Consider the following 23,297-nt stretch of genomic DNA (forward strand, 5'->3'; position numbering starts at 1 on the left):
AAGGTCACCCACATGTCTCCCCATCCCCGCCGCACCGCGTTCGGCGTCACCGTCGCGGTGACCGCGATGCTCGGCACACTGCTCGTGCCGGCATCCGCGTTCGCCACCGCCCTGCCCGACGCCTCTGAGGTGCTCGCCTCCACCACCGCAGCAGAGCGTCGCGCGCTCGCCGCTGCGACCTCCCTCGCCGCGCCGGATGAGATCCACGTCGCTGACGGGGTCGACCTGTCATCCGACACGGTTGCCGAGTACGTGGTACTGCTTCGGCAGCCGGTGCCGGCGACTGCCCGCGCTCTGGCGGCTCTCGACGGCGAGAGCCTCTCGCAGAAGGACGCCGAGAAGGCGGTCGCAGCCTCGCAGAAGCGTTTGCAGGCGGCGGCGAAGAAGCAGGGCCTCAAGGTGATGCAGCGCTACGAGGATGCCCTCAATGCCGTCGTCGTGCGGGCCAAGGGCTCCGAGTTGGCCGGGCTGCTTGCGGCACCAGACGTGGCGTCGATCTGGCCGAATGAGACCATCGCGGTCAGCTTGCCCGCGGGCGACGCGGAAACCGGGCTCACCGGGGGCGGCGCCACCTATGACGAGGTCGCCGCACTGCATGCCGACGGCGTCGACGGCAGGGGAGTCAAGGTGGGCGTGCTGGACACCGGCATCGACTACAACCACCCGGCGCTGAAGGACGCCTACCGGGGCGGCTACGACGCCGTTGACGGCGACGACGACCCGATGGAGAGCACGTACGCCGACTGGAAGGCGTCCGGGCGGCCCGAGAAAGTACGCGGCGCGACCTACTACACAAGTCACGGCACGCACGTGGCCGGCATCATCGCGGGACAGGACGACACCTTCGGCGGACGCTCCGCGTACGGGATCGCGCCCGGAGCGGACATCTACGGCTATCGCGTGCTTGGCCCCTATGGCGGCGGCAGCACGGAAGACATCCTCGAGGGCATGGAACGTGCGCTGGCGGACGGCATGGATGTCGTGAACATGTCGCTGGGCGGCTCGTACAACGACCACCGTTCACCCCTCAGCGTCGCCGCCGACAACCTCACCCTCGCGGGGGTGATCACCGTGATCGCCGCGGGCAACGACGGCGAGGCCGGCGCCGCCACCCTCGGGTCACCCGGCACCTCTGCCCTGGCGATCACCGTCGGCGCGAATGACAGCCCCCTGACCCTGGCGACCGTGCGGGCGAGCGTTGCGCACGCTGCTGCTGAGCTGCGGCTGATCGCTCAGAAGCGCGACGACGCCTCGATCACGTCCCTCGCGGGTCAGACGTTCGACCTCGTCGATGTCGGGGACGGCACCGCGACCGGCTACAAAGGCAAGGTCGTCACCGGCAAGTTCGTACTGATCCAGCGCGGCACGGCGACGTTCACCGATATGGTCGCCGGCGCGCGGAACCGCGGTGCGGCCGGGGCCATCGTGGTGAACAACCGCGAGGAGGGCCCCATCGACGTCTTCCTCGGTGAGAGCGATTCGTATGTGCCGATGTTCGGTACCACCGCATCCGACGGCGCTGCCCTTCGAGCGGCCCTCACCGAGGGTAGCGGCGAAGTGACCTTCGGCGCACTGGACAGCATCGTCACCGATGCAGACCGGCTGGCCGGATTCAGCTCGCGCGGCCCGGCGAACGGTACGACTGACATCAAACCCGAGATCACTGCACCCGGGGTGTCGGTGATGTCGAGCGTGCCAACCTGGGATGTCGACCCGAAGGCGGAGATTCCCTATAGCGAGGCCTATGGTCGCAAGTCGGGCACCTCGATGGCGACGCCCTTCGTCTCCGGGCTGGTGGCACTCATGGTCCAGGAGGAACCCGGACTGGCGCCGGCCGACGTGAAGACCCGACTGATGAACACCGCCGACGATCTCCGCGACGACAGCGGCGTCTTCGAGTCAGGCGCCGGGCAGGTCGATCCCCGCCAGGCGATCGCTGGCACGGTTGACGCGCAGGTCATCGACGAGCTGTGGATGCCCGCGCAGCGCGGCAGTGCGGCGATGGACGACATCACCGGTGCCTTGTCCTTGGGCATGCTGCCCAGCCGGTCGTCGAGCACGGTGAGCCGCACGATCGAGGTCACCAACCGTGGATCCGCCAGCCAGACGTACGCGCTGACATATGACACCGAACACGGTGCGGGCACCGGAGACATCGCGGAATCCGGCATCCGAGTCGACCTTCCTTCTCAGGTGAAGGTCGGAGCGGGCAAGACGAAGAAGGTCACCGTGACCGTCACCGTGCCCGAGGGCGTGGCAGACGGCACGTACGGCGCTTTCGTGGCCGTCGCGGTACCGGGTGAGAAGGAGCCGCTGCGGCTGCCGCTGGGGCTGCGCATCGACGACGCTGAGATCTCGGACTTCACCACGATCAAGCCCGTGATGACCACCTCGACCGACTCGTTCGACCCTGCCCTGAAGTTCTCGGTCGGCGTCGCGACCCCCACCCGCACGCTCGACCTGTTCCTGGCCGATGCCGAGACAGGGGAGGACATCGGGTACCTCGGCGGCATCGATCCGCTGCTGATGCGAGATGGCCTGCGCTACGGCCCGTTTGCCTGGTACGGCGACTACCTGCCGCTCACGGGCGACAAGAACTTCCCGATCGGGCACAAGACGGTCACCGTGGCGCCGGGGGCACACATCCTGCACCTGGTGGGCACCGATGACAGCGGCACCGAGTTCAGCCGCACCGTCGACTTCTACGTCGACACCACCGCACCGACGTTCACGACGGCGTTCGACGAATCGACGGTGAACGAGTTCCGACAGGGACAGTCAGGGTTCACGCTGACCGGATCGCTGGTCGATCCGGACGTGGAAGCGATCCGTGCCGCCGGCATCGACATCGACCAGTCCGACAACCTCGTGCAGCTGTTCTCGGCGAACATCATGCCGTACAAGGCCGTGCACCCCGCAACCGACGGGACGGTCTCCACCGACATCACGCTGCTGCCCAGCGCCGTGCAGTCGCACCGGTTCCTCGGCACCGACGCCGCAGGCAACATCGGCCGCCGTGTGGAGTCGATGTGGTTCCGTGAGTCGCAGCCGTACGTGCTCGGCGCCACCGACGCCCGCGTCGCCGCGCCCGGCGAACAGGTGACGATGTCGTTCACGACGCGCAACGCCGACAGATTCGGGCAGATGCGGGTCGAGGCCTACTTCAATCCGCGTGACACCCGGGTCGTGAAAGCTGTTGCCCAGGACGCCTTCGCCGAGTATGGCCGCATCTCCGGCGACATGACGATCACAAAGACGAGCGCATCGGTGAGCAAACTCAGCGTGCCCGTGGTGTTCGACGGTCCGAAGGAGTACACCGGTGACGACCTGCCTCTGATCGACCTCGTCTTCGAGGTGCCGGATACGATCGCCGCCGCGACCACGGGCTTCGCGACCGTGAGCACCTATGTCACGCGCACGGACGGCTCGACTCCGCAGATGCAGCGATACTTCGATACGGTCGAGGCGCTTGCGCCCACGTCGCGGGTGACCGGCGGCATGTACGCGCAGGGACTCCTTGGCCCCGACGGCGCCTTGAACCCGGACATCGACCTCACAGCGGCCGACGTTGACGCCACGGTGACCGCGGCAGACGGCACGACGGCCGAGCTGCATGTCTCTGCCGACGGCGCGCTCGATGTGGGCGGACTTCCGGTTCGGGAGGAGCCCTGGCGCCTGAAGATCACTGTGCCCGGGCATCTCACCTGGAATCAGCCGCTGGATCTCGCCGCCACCGCCGCGGACGGTCGATCGACCGGCACGACCGTGTCGATCCTGCCGATGCTCACCGCCGGAGACGTCAACAATGATGACGTGGTCGACATCCTGGACGCGATTGCCGTGCGTGATGCACGGGGCAGCGCGAACCGTTCCGCCGACATCGATCTCAGCGGAACGGTCGACTCCGCCGACCTGGCGTTCATCGAGCGTAACTTCCTGGTGCGCAATCCGACGGCCGATGAGGTGCCGACCCCGCGGATGAGCCACCGCGGCGTGACCCTCGACGAGGTGCTGGCCGCCTTCGGAGGCTGAGGCGATCTCTCAACGCAACGCCGCCGTGGCGAGAGCCCGGCGGCGTTGCGTTGTCATGTGTGGAATGCCGCTGTCAGGCGTGCAGCGCCTCGTTCAGGGTGACGCCCACGCCGGCCCGGGACTTCGCCTCGACGGCGCCGGTGACCGAGTTGCGGCGGAACAGCAGGCCGTTTCGGCCGGAGAGCTCCGCGGCCTTGACGGTGGGGCGGCTGCCGTCGGCGGTGGGGGCCGCGTCGACCAGCACCACCTTCGTGCCGGCGGTCACATACAGTCCCGCCTCGACGATGCAATCGTCACCGAGCGAGATGCCGATACCGGCGTTCGCGCCGAGCAGGGTGCGCGCGCCGATCGAGACGCGGTGCTGACCGCCGCCCGAGAGCGTGCCCATGATGGATGCGCCGCCGCCGATGTCGCTGCCGTCGCCGACCACGACGCCCTGCGAGATGCGCCCCTCGACCATCGAGGCCCCGAGCGTGCCGGCGTTGAAGTTCACGAAGCCCTCGTGCATGACCGTCGTCCCAGGAGCCAGGTGTGCGCCCAGGCGCACCCGGGAGGCGTCGGCGATGCGCACACCCGCAGGCTGGACGTAGTCCGTCAGCCGCGGGAACTTGTCCAGCCCCTGCACCTGGATACCCTCGCGGCGCAGCGCCGGCTGCAGGCGGTCGGCGTCGGCGGGAAGCATCGGCCCGGCGTTGGTCCAAGCCACGGTGGGCAGGTGTCCGAAGATGTCGTCGAGGCTGAGCTCGTTGGGGCGCACTAACAGGCGCGACAGCAGCTGCAGCCGCAGGTACGCGTCGGCCGTCGAGGACACGGGGGAGTCCAGGTCGATCACCAGCTGCACGGGCTGCACGGTGACGGCCCGGCGCGGGTCAGCCCCGGACTGCGCGGTGAGGCTGTCGACGGCGGCATCCGCGTCTTCTGGGTCCTGCGTACCGAGCCCCAGCTCCGGGAACCAGGCGTCAAGGATGGTCCCGTCGTCGGCGGTCGTGGTCAGGCCGGTGCCCCAGGCAATGCGCGCAGTGCTCATGCCCTCCACGCTAGCCGACGATACGGCGTCGTTACGTGGGGCGGACGAACCGGACGCGCGTCTAGGCTGGGGCCATGGTGCTCGATCTGACCGTGTCCTCCGTCGACCTGACCAGGGCGATCTGTGACATCCCCAGCGTCTCGGGCGATGAGACGCACCTCGCTGACGAGATCGAGGCGGCGGTGCGTGCGTACCCCCACCTCGAGGTGACCCGCCACGGCAACACCATCGTCGCGCGCACGACCCTCGGTCGCGATCAGCGGGTCGTCATCGCCGGCCACATCGACACCGTCCCGATCAACGACAACGTGCCCACCCGCGACATCGACGTCGACGGCGAGCCGTTCCTCTGGGGTCGGGGCACCGTCGACATGAAGGCGGGGGTGGCCGTGCAGCTCAAGCTCGCCGCCGAGCTCACCGCCCCCGCGGTCGACATCACCTGGATGTGGTACGACAACGAGGAGGTCGAGGCATCCAAGAACGGCCTGAACCTGCTCTCAGCCGCGCGCCCCGATCTCTTCCAGGCCGACTTCGCCATCCTCGGCGAGCCGTCCAACGGCACCGTCGAGGGGGGATGCAACGGCACCCTGCGCGCGGTCGTGCGCACCCACGGCGTGCGCGCCCACAGTGCCAGGGCCTGGGTGGGTGAGAACGCCATCCACCGCGCGGCGCCGGTGCTCGCGCGCCTTGCCGAGTACCGTGCTCGTGAGGTCGCGGTCGAGGGGCTCGACTACCGCGAGGGGCTCAGCGCCGTGAAGATCAGCGGCGGCGTCGCCGGCAACGTCATCCCCGACCTGTGCGAGGTCGAGGTCAACTACCGTTTCGCGCCCAGCAAGGACAGTGCGGAGGCAGAAGCGCACGTGCGCAACGTCTTCGCCGGATTCGAGGTCGAGATCACGGATGCCGCAGACGGCGCGCGTCCTGGCCTCGATGCTCCGATCGCCCGGCAGTTCCTCGCCGCCGTCGGCGCCGAGGCGAAGCCGAAGTACGGCTGGACCGATGTCGCCCGCTTCTCGGCCCTCGGCATCCCCGCAGTGAACTACGGCCCCGGTGACCCGCATCTCGCGCACCACGACCAGGAGCGGGTGCCGCTGCGGCAGATCGACGACGTCGAGCGCGGGCTGCGTGCGTGGCTGACCGCGTCCTGACCGGCGCCGTGCGCCCGTGGATGCGCCTGCCTGTGGCGGCGCGCATCGCGGTCATCTACCTCGTCGCCCGGCTGATCACCACCGGCTTCCTGCTGCTGGCGGCGTCGATGTCGACGGCCGCGTCACGGTTCGGCCCGGACCCGGGTCTCGATGACTTCGTGCTCGGCTGGGATGCCCAGTGGTACTGGCTCGTCGCCGAGAACGGCTACCCGAGTGTGCTGCCGCGAACCGAATCCGGGGAGGTCGCTGAGAACGCCTGGGCCTTCATGCCCGTGTTCGCATACCTCGCCAAGTACGTCGGCTTTGGAGTCTGGGGTGCGGGGGCGTTCGTCGTCTCCCTCACCTGCGGCTACCTCGCGTGCCTCGCGCTGTACCGGCTGCTGCGCGGTCGGATCGGCCGTTCGGCATCGATGTGGGCGGTGACCTTCTTCGCGATGGGCCCGCTCGCCGCGCTCTTTCAGGTCGGGTACGCCGAATCGCTGTTCATCCTGCTGTTGCTGATCGCGCTCGACCTCGTCTCGCGTCGCCGCTACGGGTGGCTGTATCTGCTCATTCCGGTGATGGGATACACCCGGCCCGGCATCCTTGCGTTCGCGCTGTTCCTCGGCCTGCACGGCATCCTGCGCTGGTCGCAGCGCCGCCGCGATCCGCTGCCGGCCCGCGAGGTGGTGCACATCGTCGCGCTCGGTGCGCTTGCCACCGCCGTCGGCTTCTCGTGGCAGATCATTGCGGGCGTCGTCACCGGCACCCCGGATGCCTACCTGCAGACCGAACTGTCATGGCGGCGCAACTGGCTGGCCGACCCCGTCGCACAGTTCGTGCCGTTCGAGGGGTTCGTGCAGGGCGCCGAGTTCTGGTTCACGCAGTGGGGCATGCCCGGCTGGGTCGGTTGGATCGCGCTCGCGCTGCTCGTTACCGCCACGGCCTGGGTGCTGTCGCAGGCCCGCGCCGTGCGCCGTCTGGGCGCGGACCTGAGACTGTGGACCGCGAGCTACGTGCTCTATCTGCTGGCCGTCTTCTTCCCCCAGTCCAGCCTGTTCCGCCTGCTCCTGCCGCTCACACCGCTGTGGGGAGCGGTGGCGGTACCGCGCTCGCGGGTGTACCGGATCGGCGTGCTCGTCGCGTGCCTTGTCGGGCAGTGGCTGTGGATCCTCGGCATGTACGGCATCGCCCGGGAGTACTGGCAGGTCCCGTGAGCAGGCGAACATCCGGGGCGGAAGCCTACCGATAAACTTGATGCATACCACCGAGGAAAGGGGCCACGATGGCAGCGATGAAGCCGAGGACCGGCGACGGACCGATGGAGGCCGTGAAGGAGGGGCGACTCATCATCGTGCGGGTTCCGCTCGAAGGAGGCGGCCGCCTGGTCGTGTCGGTGAACGACGATGAAGCGAAGGAGCTTCACGACGTGCTCAGCGCCGTCGTGAGCGCGGCCTGACCCGACCGAAGAAGGGCGACGGATCTGATCCGTCGCCCTTCTTGCATGTCTGGGCTGTCTGGGCTGTCTCGGTTACTCCGCGACGCGGGCCAGCTGCAACAGGCCCTCACCGGTGGTCGACAGTGCTGCGAGCACCGCAGCCGACTCCTGCGTCTCCTGGATGAGCGAGCGATACGCCGCCGTCACCGCATCCCGCTGCACGGGATCGGCGACCTTGCCGCCAGCCAGCACGCGTGGCACGAGCACGAGCCCGCCGGGGCGCACCAGGCGCAGGCCGTGCCCCACGTAGTCGATGACATTCTCGGCGTCGGCGTCGACCAGGACGATGTCGTAGGAGCTCTCGTTCATGCGCGGCAGCACGTCGGCGGCGCGACCCGTGATGAAGCGGGCACGGGCGGGCGGCACTTTGGCGTCGGAGAACGCCTGGCGTGCGGCCGCGAGGTGCTCGGGTTCGTTGTCGATCGTGGTCAGCACGGCCTGGGGAGCACCCCGCAGCAGCCACAGGCCCGAGACACCTGCTCCAGTACCGATCTCGACGATCGACCGGGCACCGGTCGCTGCCGCGAGCACGGACAGCTGCGCGCCGACGGCCGGGCTGACGGGGGCGGCGCCGAGCTCGACGGCGTGTGCGCGGGCGCGGGCGATCGGCGCCGGTTCGACGGTGGTCTCGCGGACGAATCGGGCATTCGCGTCGTGATCGCTCATCGCTGCTCTCCTGCGGGATGGGGGTGTGTTACCAGATTAGGTGCGCAGAGTGGATCACGCGGGCAGGCGCGGCGAGTAGCCTGTATGCATGGAGTTCGGGCTCACCTTTGACAAGCTGCTGCTGATCGGCGTGGTGGCGATGCTCATCATCGGTCCCGAGCGCCTCCCGAAGGCCGCGGAGGCCTTCGCCAAGTTCGTCCGTCGGGCGGGGGAGTACCTGCGCGACACCCGCAGCAAGATGCGCGATGAGCTCGGCCCCGAGATCGATGACGTCGACTGGCGCAAGCTCGACCCGCGCCAGTACGACCCCCGACGGATCATCCGCGACGCACTCTTCGAAGAGCCGTCGTTCACCGAGTCCGCACCGGCCGCCGAGAAGCCGGTCTCCACCGCGACGGCTGAGAAGCCGCGCAGCGCGTCGTCGCCGTTCACCCGCAGCGCGTTCTCGCGCACCAGCCCGCCGCCGTTCGACGCCGAAGCGACCTGAGTCAGCTCAGCCGCACCGGCAGGCTGCGACCGCTGAGCCCGCGCCCGCGATTGGCGACCGTCGCTGCGAGGCGGTCGATCACCTGCGCTGAGTGATCGTCCGGCGCGCCGATGACCACCGGGATCCCGTCGTCACCGCCGTGGCGCAGCGCCGCGCTCAGCGGCACCGATGCCAGCAGGGGCACGTCATCGCCGTCCGCGGAGAGGGCGTCGGCGACCGCCTCGCCGCCACCCGAGCCGAACAGGTCGAGCACGGTGCCGTCGGGCAGCGCCAGCGGCGCCATGTTCTCGATCACGCCAATCACCCGCTGACCGGTCTGCCGGGCCACGAGACCACTGCGGATCGCGACCTCAGCCGCGGCGGGCTGCGGCGTGGTCACGACGAGCACCTCGGCGTGCGGCAGCAGCTGACCGATCGAGATGGCGATGTCGCCCGTCCCGGGCGGCATGTCGATGAGCAGGATGTCGAGGTCGCCGAAGTACACGTCGGTGAGGAACTGCTGCACAGTGCGGTGCAGCATGGGACCGCGCCAGGCGACGACCGCTTCACCCTCGCGCAGGAACATGCCGATCGAGACGGTCTTCACGTCGTAGGCCACCGGCGGCAGCATGAGGTCGTCGATGCGCGTGGGCTGGGTGCCGGGAGCGATGCCGAGCAGCCCGGGGATGGAGAAGCCATGCACGTCGGCATCCACCAGACCGATGCGCAGACCGCGCCCAGCGAGCGCGACTGCGAGGTTCGCGGTGAGGGTCGACTTGCCGACCCCGCCCTTGCCGCTGGAAACAAGGATGACGCGGGTCAGTGAATCCGGTCCGAAGGGCATCTGCCGTGCGGGGCGACCGTCACGCAGCTTCTCCGTGAGCGCGCGACGCTCTTCGGGGGTCATCACACCGACGGCCACACCCACCTCGGTGATGCCTTCGACGGAGGCCGCCGCACGTCGCACGTCGTCTTCGATGCGTTGGGCTGCGGGGCATCCGACGATCGTGAGTGCGATCGCGACCTGTGCCCGCTCGCCGTCGACGGTGATCTCACGCACCATGTTGAGCTCACCGATCGGGCGGCGCAGCTCCGGGTCGGTGACCGCCGCGACGGCTGCCCGCACCCGCTCAGCGGTCACGGCTGCTTCTCGTCGGGAGTGTGGTCGAGCTCGGCGAGGATCGCCTTGAGCTCATTGCGCAGCACGTCGCGGGTGACCGCCTGCGAACTGCGCTCCTCGAGGGCGAGGCGCAGGGCGACGATCTCCCGGGCCAGGTACTCGGTGTCGGCGAGGTTGCGCTCGGCGCGCTGGCGGTCCTGCTCGATCTGCACCCGGTCGCGGTCATCCTGCCGGTTCTGGGCGAGCAGGATCAGCGGGGCGGCGTATGAGGCCTGCAGCGACAGCATGAGGGTGAGCGCCGTGAAGCCGAGCGCGGCGTCGTCGAAGCGCAGATGGTCGGGCGCGGTGCTGTTCCAGACGATCCACAGCACGCAGAACAGCGTGAGCAGCACGAGGAAGGCCGGGGTGCCCATCGCGCGGGCGACCCATTCGGTGAAGCGGCCGAAGCGGTCGCGCGACGGCGCCGCGGGGGCGCTGCGGCCCACCGCGCTGCTGCGGCTCAGCGGTGTGTCCAGGCGAGGGGAGCGGGCCATCAGCGTGCACCTCCTGTCGGTTCCGGTTCTTCTGCGTCGTGCGTGCGCCAGTCGTCCGGCAGCAGGTAGTCGAGCACGTCGTCGACGCTGACCACACCGACGAGGCGATGCGCGGCATCCACCACGGGCAATGAGACGAGGTCGTAGCTGGCGAGCATGCGCGCCACCTCTGCGGCAGAGGCGGTCACCGACACAGCTTCGAGCGTGTCGTCGAGGATCGCCCCGAGGCGCTCGTGCGGCGGGTAGCGCAGCATCCGCTGGAAGTGCACGACGCCGAGCAGGCGGCCGGTCGGCGTCTCGAACGGGGGCAGCGTGACGAAGACGGCCGCCGCGAGGGCCGGATGCAGCTCGTGCCGGCGGATCAGCGCGAGGGCTTCGGCGACGGTGGCATCGGCAGAGAGCACGATGGGCTCCGGCGTCATCAGACCGCCGGCGGTGTCTGCGCCATAGCGCAGCAGCATCCGCACGTCCTCTGCCTCTTCCGGCTCCATCAGCTGCAGCAGGTGCTCGAGGCGCTTCGGTGGCAGCTGCGCGAGCAGGTCGGCCGCGTCGTCGGGTTCCATCTCGTCGAGGATGTCGGCGGCGCGTTCGTCGCCGAGGCGGTCGAGGATGCTCAGCTGGTCATCTTCGGGCATCTCCTCGAGGGCGTCGGCGAGACGCTCATCGGGAAGCTCCTCGGCGACCTCGATGCGGCGCTGCTGGGGCAGTTCGAGCAGGCTGGTGGCGAGGTCGGCGGCGTGCATCTCGGAGTAGCTGGCGATGAGCTGCTCGGCCGACTGCGACTCGCCGGTGTCGTGCAGCTCGGTGACCTCGTTCCAGGTCGCGAAGGTGGTCGGTCCCTTCGCGAACGGGGAGGCGCTGGTCTTCGCCTTACGAAGGAACAGCTGGCTGATCGCCCACTCTCCGTGCCGGTCCTGTTCGATCGCGACGTCTTCGATGACGGCGGTGCCGCCGCCGTCGACCAGGCGCACGCGGCGGCCGAGGAACTCCGCCAGCACGCGCACCTCTCCGGGGCGCGGCTGGAAGCGGCGCACGTTGATCAGCCCGGTGCTGATCACCTGGCCAGCGCGGATCGAGGTGACCCGTCCGATCGAGAGGAAGACCTGTCGGCGACCGGGGATCTCGACCACGAGGCCGATGACGCGCGGAGCGGCGGTACTTCGGTACACGATGACGACATCTCGGACTTTGCCGAGCCGGTCGCCCACGGGGTCGAAGACGGCGGTGCCTGCCAGGCGCGCGACGAATACCCGTTGTGTGCTCACCTCTCCAGCGTAGTCGGCGGCTCGTGGCGCGGCGGCGCTATGTCGGCGCCGGTCGCGGTGCCCAGCCCCGTCATCAGACCGCATGGAACAATGGGCGCATGAGCATGCTGAATCGGTTGGGGAACGGCGCCGAAGTCGGCGAGATGGTCGTGTCGATGCGCGATTACGAGGCCGCGCAGAAGGCGGTGTCCACGCTGATCGCCGGTGAGGTGCCGGCGCGCGACATCGCGATCGTCGGCCAGAGCGTTCGCACGATCGAGCGGGTGACCGGCCGGCTGGGCTATGCCGCTGCCGCGCGTTCGGGCGCGATCAACGGTGTGCTCATCGGACTCTTCCTCTCGGCGATCATGCTGTTCGGCAACCCTGAGGCGCCGATCTCGCTGTTCCTCGGGTTCATCTTCATCGGTGTGGCGCTGGGCATGATCATGAGCCTGGTGACCTATTCGATCGTGCGGCGCCGTCGTGATTTCGCGAGTGTGACGCAGATGGCCGCCGACCATTACGAGGTGTACGTGCAGCCGTCGTCGCTGGCGAAGGCGCGTCAGTTGCTCGGAACCGCGCGGCCCGCGCCGACGCGGGCGCCGGTGGATCTGAGCGAGCCTCCCCGGTATGGCGAGCGGATTCCGCAGGGCGGCGTGCCCGCCCCTGGCACCCAGCCGCCGGCTGCTCAGCCGCCTGCAGCCGAGCCGCCTGCGACCGAGCCGCCTGCTGCCGAGCCGCCTGTCGCGGAGCCGCCCGCTGTGGAGCATCCTCTGGCCGAAGCGTCCGGCGCCGACGCATCCGCTCCTCAGGCCGCATCCAGCGCCGCTCCCGCGCTGGACGATGCGAGCGCTGAGGACCCGGGTGCGGCGGGCGCTGCACCGTCGGGGTCGTCCCCGGACGGCCGATGACGGCGTCTGCCGGGCGCCCGGCGACAGGTGCGTCGGCCTGGGCGCTGGGTTTTCTCGTGTTGCTGCCGATCCCGTTGCTGGGGCCGCTGGCGGCCGGTGGTGCGATGGTCGCCGCGTACGGCACGCTGTCGGTGCAGGGGCCGCTTGCGAAGGCGAATGCCGCGTCGGCGAAGCGGTGGGGCACGATCTTTCTGCTCGTGTCGACCGCGCTGCTGGTGCTGCAGTTCGCGCTGACGATCCCGAGGCTGATCAGTCCTGGCCCGGCGGTGGGGTTCTTTCCGCTCGGCATTCCGATCATGCTGTACGTGCTCGTGTGCCTGATCCATCTCGTGGTGGTGACGGTGGGCACGGTGCGCGCTGCGCGAGGGCAGGTCATGCGCATGCCCGGAGCGCGGCCGTGAAGGTGCCTGTGGCGTTGCCTGCCGGTGAGCTGGAGGTGTCCCTGGCGTGGGATGCGCCCGACGAGCCGTCGGATGTCGTGGTGATCGCGCACGGTGCTGGGGCGGGGATGGATCATCCGTTCCTCGTCGGGTTCGCCGAGGCGCTGCGGGCGGATGGATTGGCGACGGCGCGGTTCAACTTTCCGTATGTGGAGGCGGGGCGGCGGATGCCGGGGCCCGCCGCGCACGCGATTCTCACCTGGTCTGCTGTCGTGGCGCGGGTGCGGGAGTTGGCGCCGGGTGCGCGGGTGTGGGCGTGTGGCAAGTCGTATGGCGGACGGATGGCGTCGATGGCGGCGGCGGAGGGCCTGGCGGTGAATGGGCTGGTCTATCTCGGGTATCCGCTGCACCCGCCAGGAAAGCCGGATCGCCTGCGGGTGGAGCATCTGCCTGCTGTCGCTCCCGCGCAGCTGTTCCTCGAGGGCACCAATGATCCGTTCGTGCAGCCGCTGTCGCAGCTGGAAGAGGCGGTGGCCTCGTGTCAGGATGCGCGGATCGAGTGGATTGAGGGCGGTGGCCATTCGTTCGAGGTGAAGGGGCAGAAGCGTTCGGCCGCTGAGACGGGCGCCGGGTTGGCGCCGATCGTCATCGAGTTCATTCGCGGCGAGGGTGCGCAGCTCTGACGGCATCCTGCGAGTTCACTGCTCACCCCGTCGGCGGAAATCGTCGAGGCGGAGGATCGATGCCAGCCCACCGGTAGCTGAGCGCGGTGCGCCGAGGGAGCGGGACGGGCGGCGCGTCTCCGGGAGGGTGCAACCGGAAGTCCTCACGGCCGTCGCGTGTGATGCGCCACCCGCCGTGGTGGAGCTGCATGTGGTGATAGCGGCACAACAGGATGCCGCGATCCACGTCGGTGCGGCCACCTTCGGCGGTCCAGGCATCGATGTGGTGTGCTTCGCAGAACGAGGCGGGTCGGTCGCATCCGCGCCAACAGCATCCGCCATCGCGGGTGGCGAGGGCGACACGCTGACGCGGGGTGAACAACCGGTGCTCGCGCCCCACGTCGAGCGGGTTGCCGCTCCGATCAACGGTGACCTGGATCGTGCCGGTATCGCAGACGCGCTGGTCGACGGCGGCAGCGGGAAGGGGCGTGAGGTAGTCCTCGGTGTGCTCTGAGATGCGGGCTCCGGTCGTGCTGTCGACGACCCGCACGATCCGCACGCCCGCCTGCCGGGTGCCGAAGACGGATTCGGCGTCTGCCAGAGCGCCGGCGCGCAGCACATCGAGCAAGAGGTCATAGCCCAGTTGCTCGTTGCTTCTGCTGTCGGTAGCCAGCGCCTCTGCACGCTCGCGTTCTTCTTCGTCGACGAAACGTGGGCCACCGCGGCGCGGTCGCAGCGCGGCGTCGCGAATGGTGGTCATCCACGCGCCGCCCTCGTCGTCGAAGGTGATATGTCCGTGCTGCACGCCGTCGGGGTCGACCCACATGCGAAACGATCGGCGCTCGAAGCGTTCGCGGAACCGCCGTGCCGCGCCATCCGGATCGAGCCGGTCGCGCATTGTGCGCGCAGCTTGGCGCAGCTCCTCGACTGTGCGCAGGTGGGACTCGGTGATCAGCAGCTCTGCCGCGCACCGCCAGGCCTCCACCGCATCCGCGCCCGCGTCGCCCTCCACCGCGTCGGCGCCGTCGCTCTCGGCCGGCGGTTCGCCCAGCCCGCGGAGGATCGCCTCGTGCTGCACCGACGAGATTTCGGCGGCGAGGAGCGCCGAGGTGAGCGGAGCGTGCCAGGGGAGTGGTGTGGACTCCTGCTGGTCGTTCGACTGTGCATCCGCATCGTCATCCGTCGCCGCGGGTGCCTCGTCGGATCCGCCGCTCTCGAGCACGACGACGCCGAGGCGTACGTGTCGCTGCGCCTCTGCGCGCCCCACGCCCGCGATCTCCTGCACGAGCGCGGCAGGGCTGCGGTGTCCTCGCGACTGCGCGAGGCCAGAGTGGCCGGCCCCGCGGCCGGATCTGTGGGCGGCCACTCCCGCGCCGACGATACTGATCCGTTCGACGCAGCGCGCGACGGCCGCCGCGTGCTCGAGGGTCTCCACAAGCTGATCGCCGCTCAGGGCCGACATTCGCGCAGCGAGATCGTCGGCACCGACATCATCTCCGAGCAGGGTGCGCAGCGTTGCGACCTGCCGTTCGATATCGGTGAAAATTGCCATGATTCAGTGAATCATGAACCTCAGACATTGGTACAAATCTATGACACCGAGTGTGCCAACCCGCTCAACTCCTCGTCGTCCAGCAGCCGCGCCATCGTCGTACGCCCCAGCTGCGCCATAGGCGGGTTCGTCGCTGGGTAGTACCAGATGAGCCCCATCGCTTGTTGCAGCGCCCATCCGGCGCCGAGCAACCATTCCGCCGTGCTCATCCCAAGCCCTCTTCGCAACCGGTTGCGACGGTCGGCATCCAGCAGATGCCAGGCGGCGACGAGATCGAGCGCGGGATCCGCGGGCCCGAATGCGCCGCCGTCGAGCACGCCGACGAGGCGACCATCGGCGACCAGCAGGTTGGGTGGGGTGAGGTCGCGATGGCTCATCGCGAGTTCCGCGGCGGGGGCGATCTCGCGCAGCATCCGCCACAGCGCGGCGACCCGGGTCGTGTCGACGAGCCCCGAGCTCTGTGCGATGCAGTGAGCCACCCAGTCATCGTGATCTGCCAAGACGCCGCCACGCCCTCGCCCATCGAAGCCGCGTCCGCCCGTTGGCATCGCCCGCAGCGCACGAATCAGCGCGGCAAGATCATCGGCGAAACGATCGGATGCCTGTAGCGACACCGGATCGGCGACATCGCCCGCCACCCAGGTCTGCACCGCCCACGCCGACGGGTAGCGCACATCCGGCTGCCCGATCCCGAGCGGTCGCGGCGCCGCAACGGGGGAGCGCTCGGCGAACGCGCTCAGCGCCTCGGCTTCTGCCTGCAGAACCTCCACCGACTCCGGCAACAGCGGAAACCGCGCCGCCGCCGTCTCGCCCACACGGAAGATGCGATTGACCGTGCCCGCGCCTGTCACGGGCAGCACTGCCGCATCCGCCCATTCGGGAAAGCGCGCTGCGATCAGCATGCGGGCGAGCGGCGCGTCGATCTCGAGCTGCCCATCATGCATTGACAGGCGCTCCCTCGCGTCGCTCAGCCCGCATCCGCCGACGTCGCTCAGACCTTCAGGCGAGCGATCCACGCCTCGACGTCGTCCGCCGTGCGCGGGATGTCGGCCGAGAGGTTCACCGGGCCGTCCTCGGTCATCAGGATGTCGTCTTCGATGCGCACACCGATGCCGCGGTACTCCTCGGGCACGGTCTGGTCATCGATCTGGAAGTACAGGCCGGGCTCGATCGTGAAGACCATCCCCGGCTCCAGGATGCCGTCGTAGTACATCTCGCGACGCGCCTGCGCGCAGTCGTGCACGTCGATGCCGAGGTGGTGGCTCGTGCCGTGCACCATGTACCGGCGCTGCTGGCCGCCCTTGTCGGCATCCAGCGCCTCTTCGGCCGTCACCGGCAGCAGGCCCCACTCGGCGGTGCGGCGCGCGATCACGGCCATGGCGGCCTCGTGCACGGCACGGAACCGCACCCCGGGGCGCGCGGCGGCGAACGCGGCATCGGCCGCCTCGAGCACCGTCTCGTACACGCGACGCTGCACCTCGGAGAACGTGCCGTTCACCGGCAGCGTGCGGGTGATGTCGGCGGTGTACATGCTGTCGACCTCGACGCCAGCATCGATGAGGATGAGGTCGCCGGGCACCACGGCGCCGTCGTTGCGAGTCCAGTGCAGGTAGCAGGCGTGCGGGCCGGAGGCGGCGATCGTGTCGTAGCCCTCCCAGTTGCCGTCGCTGCGGGCGCGCTGGTGGAAGACGCCCTCGACGATGCGCTCGCCGCGCGGGTGGGCGATCGCCTTGCCGAGGTCGGCGATGACGTCGTCGAAGCCGAGGCGGGTCACCTCGACGGCGTTGCGCATCTCGGAGATCTCGAACTCGTCCTTGACGAGGCGCAGCTCCGAGACGAACGTCGTCAGTGCGTCGTCCACATCGACCGTGTGGTCGTCATCGCCGGCGACGAAGGTGTCGATGTGTGCGGTCGCCAGGTCGAGATCGGCGGCCACACCGGCCAGCGACGGACGCGGGCCGATCCAGAACTCGCCGATCGTGGCGTCGGAGTAGAACTCCGAGGTGGTGCGGTCGGCGCGCTCACGGAAGTACAGGGTGACGTCGTGGCCGTCGTCGGTCGGCTCGAAGACGAGCAGCGAGTCGGGCTCGCTGTCTTCGGCCCACCCGGTCAGGTGCAGGAAGGCCGAGTGAGCGCGGAACGGGTAGTCGGTGTCGTTGCTGCGCTGCTTGAGCGAGCCGGCGGGCACCACCAGACGCTGGCCGGGGAACGCCTTCGAGACCGCGTCACGACGCGCCGCGGCATAGGATGCCTGCTCCCGCGGCGCCGGCAGTGATTCGGGACGGTCCGCCCAGCCGGTCGAGATCGTGTCGAGGAATCCCTGGGGGAACGGCTGCTTGCGATTGGTGTTCTGCGTCTGCGTCGCCTGGGTGTCGGCGACGGTGCCGTTTTCTGCGCTACTCATGCCCCCATCCTCTCACCCGCGTCCGACAGGCGCCTGGGCACACTGCATCCGCACGGGTGCAGAAACAGTGCTCAGTCTCCGGCAGGCTCCAACTGCGCCACCAGGGCACGGTGATCGCTGCCGCCGGCATCGTCGAGCACGATCGATCCGCTCGGCGTCCACGCGTCGCTGGTCATCACGTGATCGATGGGCACCCCGACGAGTTCGGGCAGCTCCGCCGGCCAGGTGCCCACCATGCCGTTGCCCGTGCGCGTGGCCACATCCCGGCAGGCCCCCATGTCGCCGCCGTCCACGCCGAAGCCGGCCATGTGGTCGACGGTGGCGTTGAAGTCACCGGCGAGGATCACATTCCCGCCGGGGCATTGATCGGCGATCCAGGCCAGATCTGAACGCCAGCGCGGCATATCCTCCGCGCGGGGCGCCACTGCGTGCACGGCGACGACGGTCGGGCCGGTGCCATCGACCGGCATCGCGACCGCGCTCGGCACCGAGCCGGTGTTGCTCGACCCGTCGGCCGACGACTCGATCACCGAGTAGTCGCCCAGGTCGGGGGAGATGAGGATCGTGGTCTGCCACGCCTGCGGACCGTTTGCGATCTCGGGCCGGTACTGCACGTGGTGCACCCACATCGGATGGCCCTGCTCTCGCAGCGCGATCGCGATCCGCTCGCCGACCGCCTCCGATGTCTCCGGCAACGCGACGATGTCGGCCTCCTGCGCGAGAACCTCCGCCGCGATCGCATCGGCCGACACCGCCTCCCCGGCCGTGTTCCACGTCATCACTCGCACGCTGCTCTCGGTCTTCTGCGGCAGCGAATCCGCACCGAAGCCGCGCGTCACCCCGATCGCTCCCCCCGCGAGCGCACCCAACAGCGAGACGATGAGCATGGATGCCGCAAAGCCGCGCAGCGGCCGGGCGAACAGCAGCAGGGCGAACAGCAGTGCCACACCGAGGAAGCCCGCGGTGACCGCCCCGCGCACCGACACCAGCTGGGCGATGGGGTAGGTGTGCTCAAGGTGGAAGAACTGCGGCCAGACCACGACGGCGGTGGCGATCGCGTACAGCACCGTGATCAGGATCCCGAGAAGTCGAAACATCGCCTCCGAGCCTAGGTGCAGCCGCTGTGATCACCCTGACTCCGACCTGTGCCTGCGCTGCGCTCGGTACGCTCAGAGCATGACGATGCACGCCGCGGCGCGGTTCCAGGGGCCCAGCGACCTGCACCTGCATTCGAACCACTCCGATGGCACGGAAGCGCCGGAGCAGGTGGTGCGGCAGGCGCACGCCCACGGGCTGCGCACCGTCGCCCTGACCGACCACGACCGGACCACCGGCTGGCAGGAGGCAGGCGACATGGCCGTGCACCTGGGGATGACGTTCATTCCCGGCATGGAGATGTCAGCCAAGTACGAGTGGCGCAGCGTGCACGTGCTCGGGTACCTGTTCGACCCCGAGGATGCCGCGCTGCGTGCCGAGACCGATCGCATCCGCGACGACCGGATCGGCCGTGCCGCCCGGATCGTGCGCAACATCGGCCGTGACTACGACCTGAGCTGGGACGATGTGCTCGCCCAGACCACGGCGGATGCCACCGTCGGCCGTCCGCACATCGCCGACGCGCTCGTCGCCCGGGGCATCGTGCGCGACCGCACGGAGGCGTTCGACGGCATCCTGCATCCGCGCGAGGGCTACTACGAGCCGCACTATGCGCCCGACCCGCTCACGGCCGTGCGTCTGATCGTCGGCGCCGGCGGCGTGCCCATCATCGCGCACCCGGCCACGGCCGGCCGCGACCGACTGCTGCCGCTTGCCTTGATCGAACGCCTCATCGCCGCCGGTCTCGGTGGGTTCGAGGTGGAGCACCGCGAGAACACCGAGGACGGCAAGCGGATGCTGCGCCGCATCGCCGCAGATCATGACCTCATCATCACCGGTTCGAGTGACTACCACGGCGCGGGCAAACCCAATCGCCCCGGCGAGAACACCACGAGCGACGAGATGGTCGCCCGCCTGATCGCACAGGGCACGGGAAGCGCACCGCGATACCCCTGAGGGTCATGGGCATGACGAAGGGGGATGCCGCATCAGCAGCATCCCCCTTCGATGTCTTTCAGGCGCCGGCGGCCGGAGCCGCAGCCCCGCCACCCGAGCCGCCCCGGCGGCGGCGGCGGCGACGGCTCGGAGCCGGCTTGCCGTCGTGGTGCTCCTTGCCCGCTCCGTCGTGGGTGCCCGCGCCCTCCGCGTCACGGGTGACGGCAGGAGCGCTCGTGCCCTCGGCAGGCGCCTCGGCGCCCTCCACGAACGTCGAACCGACCGTCTCGGCATCCGCGGCCCGGCGACGGCGGCGCCGACGCTTGGTCGTGCCCTCCGAGGTGCCTTCCGCGGCGGCGTCGGCCGCACGCTGCGGGCGCTGCGTCTTCACCGACTGCGTCTTGGGCTTGGTGACCAGGCGACCCTTCGTCCCCTCGGGAATGTCGAGGTCGGTGTACAGGTGCGGGCTCGACGAGTACGTCTCGACGGGCTCGGGCTGACCGAACTCGAGTGCGCGGTTGATGAGGGCCCACTTGTGCAGGTCTTCCCAGTCCACGAACGTGACCGCGATGCCCGTCTTGCCGGCGCGACCGGTGCGGCCCGCACGGTGCAGGTACGTCTTCTCCTCGTCGGGGATGGTGTGGTTGATGACGTGGGTGACATCGTCGACGTCGATGCCGCGGGCGGCGACGTCGGTGGCGACCAGCACGTCCTTCTTACCGGCCTTGAAGGCCGCCATCGAACGCTCACGCTGGTCCTGACCCATGTCGCCGTGCACGCCGCCGACGTTGAACCCGCGGTCGTTGAGCTCGTCGACCAGACGCTGCGCGGCACGCTTGGTGCGGGTGAAGATCACGGTCTTGCCGCGACCCTCGGCCTGCAGGATGCGGGCGATGACCTCGTCCTTGTCGAGCGAGTGCGCCCGGTAGACGAGGTGCTTGATGTTCGCCTGCGTGAGGCCCTCATCGGGGTCGTTGGCGCGGATGTGGATGGGGTTGCTCATGAACCGGCGCGCGAGCGCGACGATCGGTCCGGGCATCGTGGCCGAGAACAGCTGCGTGTGCCGCACGGCCGGCACCTTCTGGAAGATCTTCTCGATGTCGGCGAGGAAGCCGAGGTCGAGCATCTTGTCCGCCTCGTCGAGCACGACCTCGGTCGCGTTCGACAGGTCGAGCAGACGCTGACCGGCGAGGTCGATCAGACGGCCAGGGGTGCCGACGACGATCTGGGCGCCCGCCTTGAGCTGGTCGATCTGACCCTCGTAGGCCTTGCCGCCGTAGATGGCGACGACGCTGGTGGAGCGGTTGCTGGTGAGCAGGTCGATGTCTTCGTACACCTGCACGGCGAGCTCACGGGTCGGCACGACGATGAGTGCCTTGACGCCGGGCTCCGGGTCCTTGCCGAGGCGCTGCACCACGGGGATGCCGAAACCGAAGGTCTTTCCGGTGCCGGTCTTCGCCTGACCGATGATGTCCTGGCCCGGGAGGCCGAGGGGGATGGTCTGCTCCTGGATGGGGAAGGCGTCGACGATGCCCTTGGCGGCGAGTGCGTCGACGATGTCCTGATCGATACCGAGATCAGAGAAAGTTGTCACTGTTGTCATGGCCTGTCCGGCGGCTGCGCGTTCTCGGGCGCCGCCTCGTAGCGGATCCACGCCGTCTCATGTGTGCCACAGGCGCGGGGCCCTGCTCCGATGGCAGGGCGCGCTCCAGCCTACCGGAGGCGCGCGAATCCGCAGCGGGCGCGCCGTCGGATCCGCGCGGACCGCCGCGCCCGAGTAGTCTGGGCGAGTGGTCCGATGGTTCTGGCAGCGCAAGCCTCAACGGCGCCCCCTCGCTCTCCGCAGTCGCGGTGACCTGGGCGATGCGACGCGCGTCGATTTCGCCGAGCTCGCGCCGGAGCTGAGCCGCTTCCTCGGCCAGGCCGCATATCTGCAGCTCGGCTACTTCGAGACGCTCAGCCGCGGCATCCGGGGTACGCCGGAGCTGTCGACCAAGGAGTCGCTCGCGCGCGCCGCCGGCACCGCCCTCGACAAGCACCGCGGCATCGTGGCGCTGATCACCGAACGCGGTGAGGACCCCACCGAGCTGATGCTGCCGTTCCGGGAGAACCTCGACGCATTCCGGCGCAAGACCATCGGTGCCCGTCCGGAGGAGACGCTGCTGGCGGTCTATCTCACTTCGGGCATGCTCGACGACTTCTACCTGGCGCTCGCCTCCAGCTACGGCGAGACGGGGGAGCGGGTGGCCGAGATCCTGCGCGTCGACGGAGCGCGGCCCGAGATCGTGCCGATCATCCAATCCGCGATCGAGAGCGATCCCGAGTGGCGCTCGCTGCTGTCGATGTGGGGTCGTCGCCTGGTCGGAGACACGCTTCTCGTCTGCCGCGGCGCGCTGCGCCCCGAGCACCTCGCCGATGCCGACACGCGCATCGAACCGGTGTACACCGAGCTCATGGGCGCGCACGCCCGCCGCATGGACGCCATGGGGCTCGCTTCGTAGCTCAGCGAGCCCGTCGCGAGCGGGTCAGACGGCTGGGGGCATCCGTTCGAGACGCCGGGTCAGCCGCCAGGCGATGAGCAGCGGGATCACCCCGATCACGCCGAACGAGATGTCGAGCAGTTGCCAGCCGAGCGGAATGCCACGGATGCCGCCGGCGATGAGGGCCAGCGGGATGATGCCCGCGCATGCGATCACGCCGAACTGGATCACCCAGATGTTGCGGACGGGATCCACCATCGGACCGATGAAGACGACCGCGATCACCAGGTGCGCGAAGGCGAGCCAGTCGGTGCCATAGGCGAGGAACGGATACTGCGTCGCGGTCTCGGCGAGAGCCGCCGCCACGCGGTCGACCCAGGCCACCGTCTCCGGGGCCCACTGCCCGACGCCTGCGGCATGCAACAGGTCGGAGCCCATCGCGAGCTCCTCTCGGAGCGGGAAAGCGGTGACGCCGCTGATCACAAGACCGGCGATCATGACCGCCAGGCACACGCGGATCCAGGCCAGCGTGCGCGCGGCGGTCATCAGCCCGTCAGATGCCGAGCGCTGCCTTGGCCTGCGCATCGCTGTGCAGTCGCTGCGCGCCGCTGAGCGTCAGCGTCGCCAGCAGCGCCAGGACGACACCTCCGCCGATGCTCGCCAGCCACAGCCATCCGTTGTCTTCAGCGATGCCGGCCCACTGCAGGCCGGTGTAGATGAGTGCGGCCGCGGCCGTCGCAATTGCGGGCGTCACGGCGACACCGCGCAGCTCACGGTGAGGCAGCAGGAAGTGCAGCGCGATGCCGAGCGCGCACGCCGCGACCAGCGCCAGCAGGATGTACATGTCAGGCGACGAAGCCGACGCGACGCGACTCTTCGGTGCCCAGTTCGATGTAGGCGAGGTTCGCGGTGGGGACGAGGTAGGAGTTGCCCTTCACGTCGGTGAAGCTCAGGTGCGGCGTGCCCTGTTCGAGGGCGGACGAGACCTGCGAGCGCACGTCGTCCGCGCTGCTCGCGGTGTCGAAGTTCAGCTCACGGCCGGTGTTGACGATGCCGATGCGGATTTCCACGCGATCTCCTCCAGGGTTCGGAACATCGCCAGCCTACCCCGCGGGCGTGGTGGGGGATCGGGTGGACGGGCCGGTTTCGCCGTGGGCGCACAGA

The 23,297-nt window shown here is 69.3% G+C and carries 23 protein-coding genes; 10 read left to right on the plus strand and 13 right to left on the minus strand.

What is annotated here, in order from left to right; all coding sequences use genetic code 11:
* Window positions 1-12 precede the first annotated feature (12 nt).
* Window positions 13-4,032, plus strand: coding sequence for a S8 family serine peptidase (locus WDU93_RS04940; protein WP_337318183.1), 4,020 nt, complete (start codon window positions 13-15; stop codon window positions 4,030-4,032).
* 73 nt (window positions 4,033-4,105) lie between these two features.
* On the opposite strand, the gene dapD is transcribed toward WDU93_RS04940, so the two are convergent.
* Window positions 4,106-5,059, minus strand: a complete 954-nt coding sequence (gene dapD / locus WDU93_RS04945; RefSeq protein WP_337318185.1) for a 2,3,4,5-tetrahydropyridine-2,6-dicarboxylate N-succinyltransferase — start codon at window positions 5,057-5,059, stop codon at window positions 4,106-4,108.
* 74 nt (window positions 5,060-5,133) lie between these two features.
* On the opposite strand from dapD, the gene dapE reads away from it, so the two are divergent.
* From dapE to WDU93_RS04960, 3 genes are all read left to right on the plus strand, one after another.
* Window positions 5,134-6,207, plus strand: coding sequence for a succinyl-diaminopimelate desuccinylase (gene dapE / locus WDU93_RS04950; RefSeq protein ID WP_337318187.1), 1,074 nt, complete (start codon window positions 5,134-5,136; stop codon window positions 6,205-6,207).
* Complete coding sequence (locus WDU93_RS04955) at window positions 6,189-7,403, plus strand: hypothetical protein (RefSeq protein ID WP_337318189.1); 1,215 nt, start codon at window positions 6,189-6,191, stop codon at window positions 7,401-7,403. Before dapE ends, WDU93_RS04955 begins: the two co-directional genes overlap by 19 nt.
* Window positions 7,404-7,471: 68 nt before the next feature.
* Entirely contained in the window at window positions 7,472-7,645 is a 174-nt protein-coding gene (locus tag WDU93_RS04960; protein ID WP_337318191.1) for a DUF3117 domain-containing protein, read from the plus strand.
* Between the two features lie 72 nt (window positions 7,646-7,717).
* Here the strand turns inward: WDU93_RS04960 and WDU93_RS04965 are convergent, their stop codons facing one another.
* Window positions 7,718-8,350, minus strand: coding sequence for an O-methyltransferase (locus WDU93_RS04965; protein ID WP_337318193.1), 633 nt, complete (start codon window positions 8,348-8,350; stop codon window positions 7,718-7,720).
* An 88-nt stretch (window positions 8,351-8,438) separates the two neighbouring features.
* Here WDU93_RS04965 and WDU93_RS04970 point away from each other — a divergent pair, with 88 nt between their 5' ends.
* Window positions 8,439-8,837 (plus strand): twin-arginine translocase TatA/TatE family subunit, encoded by a 399-nt coding sequence (locus WDU93_RS04970; protein ID WP_337318196.1) that lies wholly within the window; start codon window positions 8,439-8,441, stop codon window positions 8,835-8,837.
* Between the two features lies 1 nt (window position 8,838).
* Here WDU93_RS04970 and WDU93_RS04975 read toward each other — a convergent pair whose 3' ends face one another.
* The 3 genes from WDU93_RS04975 to WDU93_RS04985 are packed head-to-tail and all read right to left on the minus strand — an operon-like array spanning window position 8,839 to window position 11,734.
* Window positions 8,839-9,957 (minus strand): Mrp/NBP35 family ATP-binding protein, encoded by a 1,119-nt coding sequence (locus tag WDU93_RS04975; RefSeq protein ID WP_337318198.1) that lies wholly within the window; start codon window positions 9,955-9,957, stop codon window positions 8,839-8,841.
* A complete protein-coding gene (locus WDU93_RS04980) occupies window positions 9,954-10,469 on the minus strand; it encodes a DUF1003 domain-containing protein (protein WP_337318200.1) in 516 nt (171 codons plus the stop codon). The genes WDU93_RS04975 and WDU93_RS04980 overlap by 4 nt, the downstream gene beginning before the upstream one ends.
* Complete coding sequence (locus WDU93_RS04985; protein WP_337318202.1) at window positions 10,469-11,734, minus strand: magnesium transporter MgtE N-terminal domain-containing protein; 1,266 nt, start codon at window positions 11,732-11,734, stop codon at window positions 10,469-10,471. Before WDU93_RS04985 ends, WDU93_RS04980 begins: the two co-directional genes overlap by 1 nt.
* Window positions 11,735-11,832: 98 nt before the next feature.
* Between WDU93_RS04985 and WDU93_RS04990 the strand changes: the two genes are divergently transcribed.
* From WDU93_RS04990 to WDU93_RS05000, 3 genes are read left to right on the plus strand one after another with little or no spacing between them, the layout of a single operon-like run.
* Complete coding sequence (locus WDU93_RS04990) at window positions 11,833-12,624, plus strand: YflT domain-containing protein (protein WP_337318204.1); 792 nt, start codon at window positions 11,833-11,835, stop codon at window positions 12,622-12,624.
* Window positions 12,621-13,025 (plus strand): hypothetical protein, encoded by a 405-nt coding sequence (locus WDU93_RS04995; RefSeq protein ID WP_337318206.1) that lies wholly within the window; start codon window positions 12,621-12,623, stop codon window positions 13,023-13,025. Before WDU93_RS04990 ends, WDU93_RS04995 begins: the two co-directional genes overlap by 4 nt.
* 2 nt (window positions 13,026-13,027) lie before the next feature.
* The gene (locus WDU93_RS05000; protein ID WP_337318469.1) at window positions 13,028-13,687 is read left to right on the plus strand and encodes an alpha/beta hydrolase family protein; all 660 of its coding nucleotides are present in this window, start codon (window positions 13,028-13,030) and stop codon (window positions 13,685-13,687) included.
* Between the two features lie 22 nt (window positions 13,688-13,709).
* On the opposite strand, the gene WDU93_RS05005 is transcribed toward WDU93_RS05000, so the two are convergent.
* The 4 genes from WDU93_RS05005 to WDU93_RS05020 all read right to left on the minus strand — a co-directional run bounded on the left by WDU93_RS05005 (window position 13,710) and on the right by WDU93_RS05020 (window position 18,719).
* Window positions 13,710-15,218: an HNH endonuclease signature motif containing protein gene (locus WDU93_RS05005; RefSeq protein ID WP_337318208.1), complete on the minus strand. Its 1,509-nt coding sequence runs from the start codon at window positions 15,216-15,218 to the stop codon at window positions 13,710-13,712.
* 38 nt (window positions 15,219-15,256) lie between these two features.
* Window positions 15,257-16,162: a phosphotransferase gene (locus tag WDU93_RS05010; RefSeq protein ID WP_337318210.1), complete on the minus strand. Its 906-nt coding sequence runs from the start codon at window positions 16,160-16,162 to the stop codon at window positions 15,257-15,259.
* Between the two features lie 47 nt (window positions 16,163-16,209).
* Window positions 16,210-17,622 (minus strand): aminopeptidase P family protein, encoded by a 1,413-nt coding sequence (locus tag WDU93_RS05015; protein ID WP_337318213.1) that lies wholly within the window; start codon window positions 17,620-17,622, stop codon window positions 16,210-16,212.
* 71 nt (window positions 17,623-17,693) lie between these two features.
* On the minus strand, window positions 17,694-18,719 hold the full coding sequence (locus WDU93_RS05020) for an endonuclease/exonuclease/phosphatase family protein (RefSeq protein ID WP_337318216.1): 1,026 nt from the start codon (window positions 18,717-18,719) through the stop codon (window positions 17,694-17,696).
* 85 nt (window positions 18,720-18,804) lie between these two features.
* Between WDU93_RS05020 and WDU93_RS05025 the strand changes: the two genes are divergently transcribed.
* Window positions 18,805-19,674 (plus strand): PHP domain-containing protein, encoded by an 870-nt coding sequence (locus WDU93_RS05025; protein ID WP_337318471.1) that lies wholly within the window; start codon window positions 18,805-18,807, stop codon window positions 19,672-19,674.
* Between the two features lie 58 nt (window positions 19,675-19,732).
* Here the strand turns inward: WDU93_RS05025 and WDU93_RS05030 are convergent, their stop codons facing one another.
* Window positions 19,733-21,247 carry a DEAD/DEAH box helicase gene (locus WDU93_RS05030; RefSeq protein WP_337318218.1) on the minus strand — a complete coding sequence of 505 codons (1,515 nt, stop codon included), beginning with the start codon at window positions 21,245-21,247 and terminating at the stop codon, window positions 19,733-19,735.
* A gap of 196 nt (window positions 21,248-21,443) precedes the next feature.
* On the opposite strand from WDU93_RS05030, the gene WDU93_RS05035 reads away from it, so the two are divergent.
* On the plus strand, window positions 21,444-22,154 hold the full coding sequence (locus WDU93_RS05035; RefSeq protein ID WP_337318220.1) for a ferritin-like fold-containing protein: 711 nt from the start codon (window positions 21,444-21,446) through the stop codon (window positions 22,152-22,154).
* A 24-nt stretch (window positions 22,155-22,178) separates the two neighbouring features.
* On the opposite strand, the gene WDU93_RS05040 is transcribed toward WDU93_RS05035, so the two are convergent.
* Genes WDU93_RS05040 through WDU93_RS05050 form a run of 3 tightly spaced genes read right to left on the minus strand, consistent with a single transcriptional unit; the run spans window position 22,179 to window position 23,203 of the window.
* Complete coding sequence (locus tag WDU93_RS05040; RefSeq protein WP_337318222.1) at window positions 22,179-22,679, minus strand: hypothetical protein; 501 nt, start codon at window positions 22,677-22,679, stop codon at window positions 22,179-22,181.
* A gap of 7 nt (window positions 22,680-22,686) precedes the next feature.
* Window positions 22,687-22,977: a hypothetical protein gene (locus tag WDU93_RS05045; RefSeq protein ID WP_337318225.1), complete on the minus strand. Its 291-nt coding sequence runs from the start codon at window positions 22,975-22,977 to the stop codon at window positions 22,687-22,689.
* A 1-nt stretch (window position 22,978) separates the two neighbouring features.
* A complete protein-coding gene (locus WDU93_RS05050) occupies window positions 22,979-23,203 on the minus strand; it encodes a DUF3107 domain-containing protein (RefSeq protein WP_337318227.1) in 225 nt (74 codons plus the stop codon).
* Window positions 23,204-23,297 lie beyond the last annotated feature (94 nt).

Source organism: Microbacterium istanbulense (assembly GCF_037204145.1).
Lineage (GTDB): Bacteria > Actinomycetota > Actinomycetes > Actinomycetales > Microbacteriaceae > Microbacterium > Microbacterium istanbulense.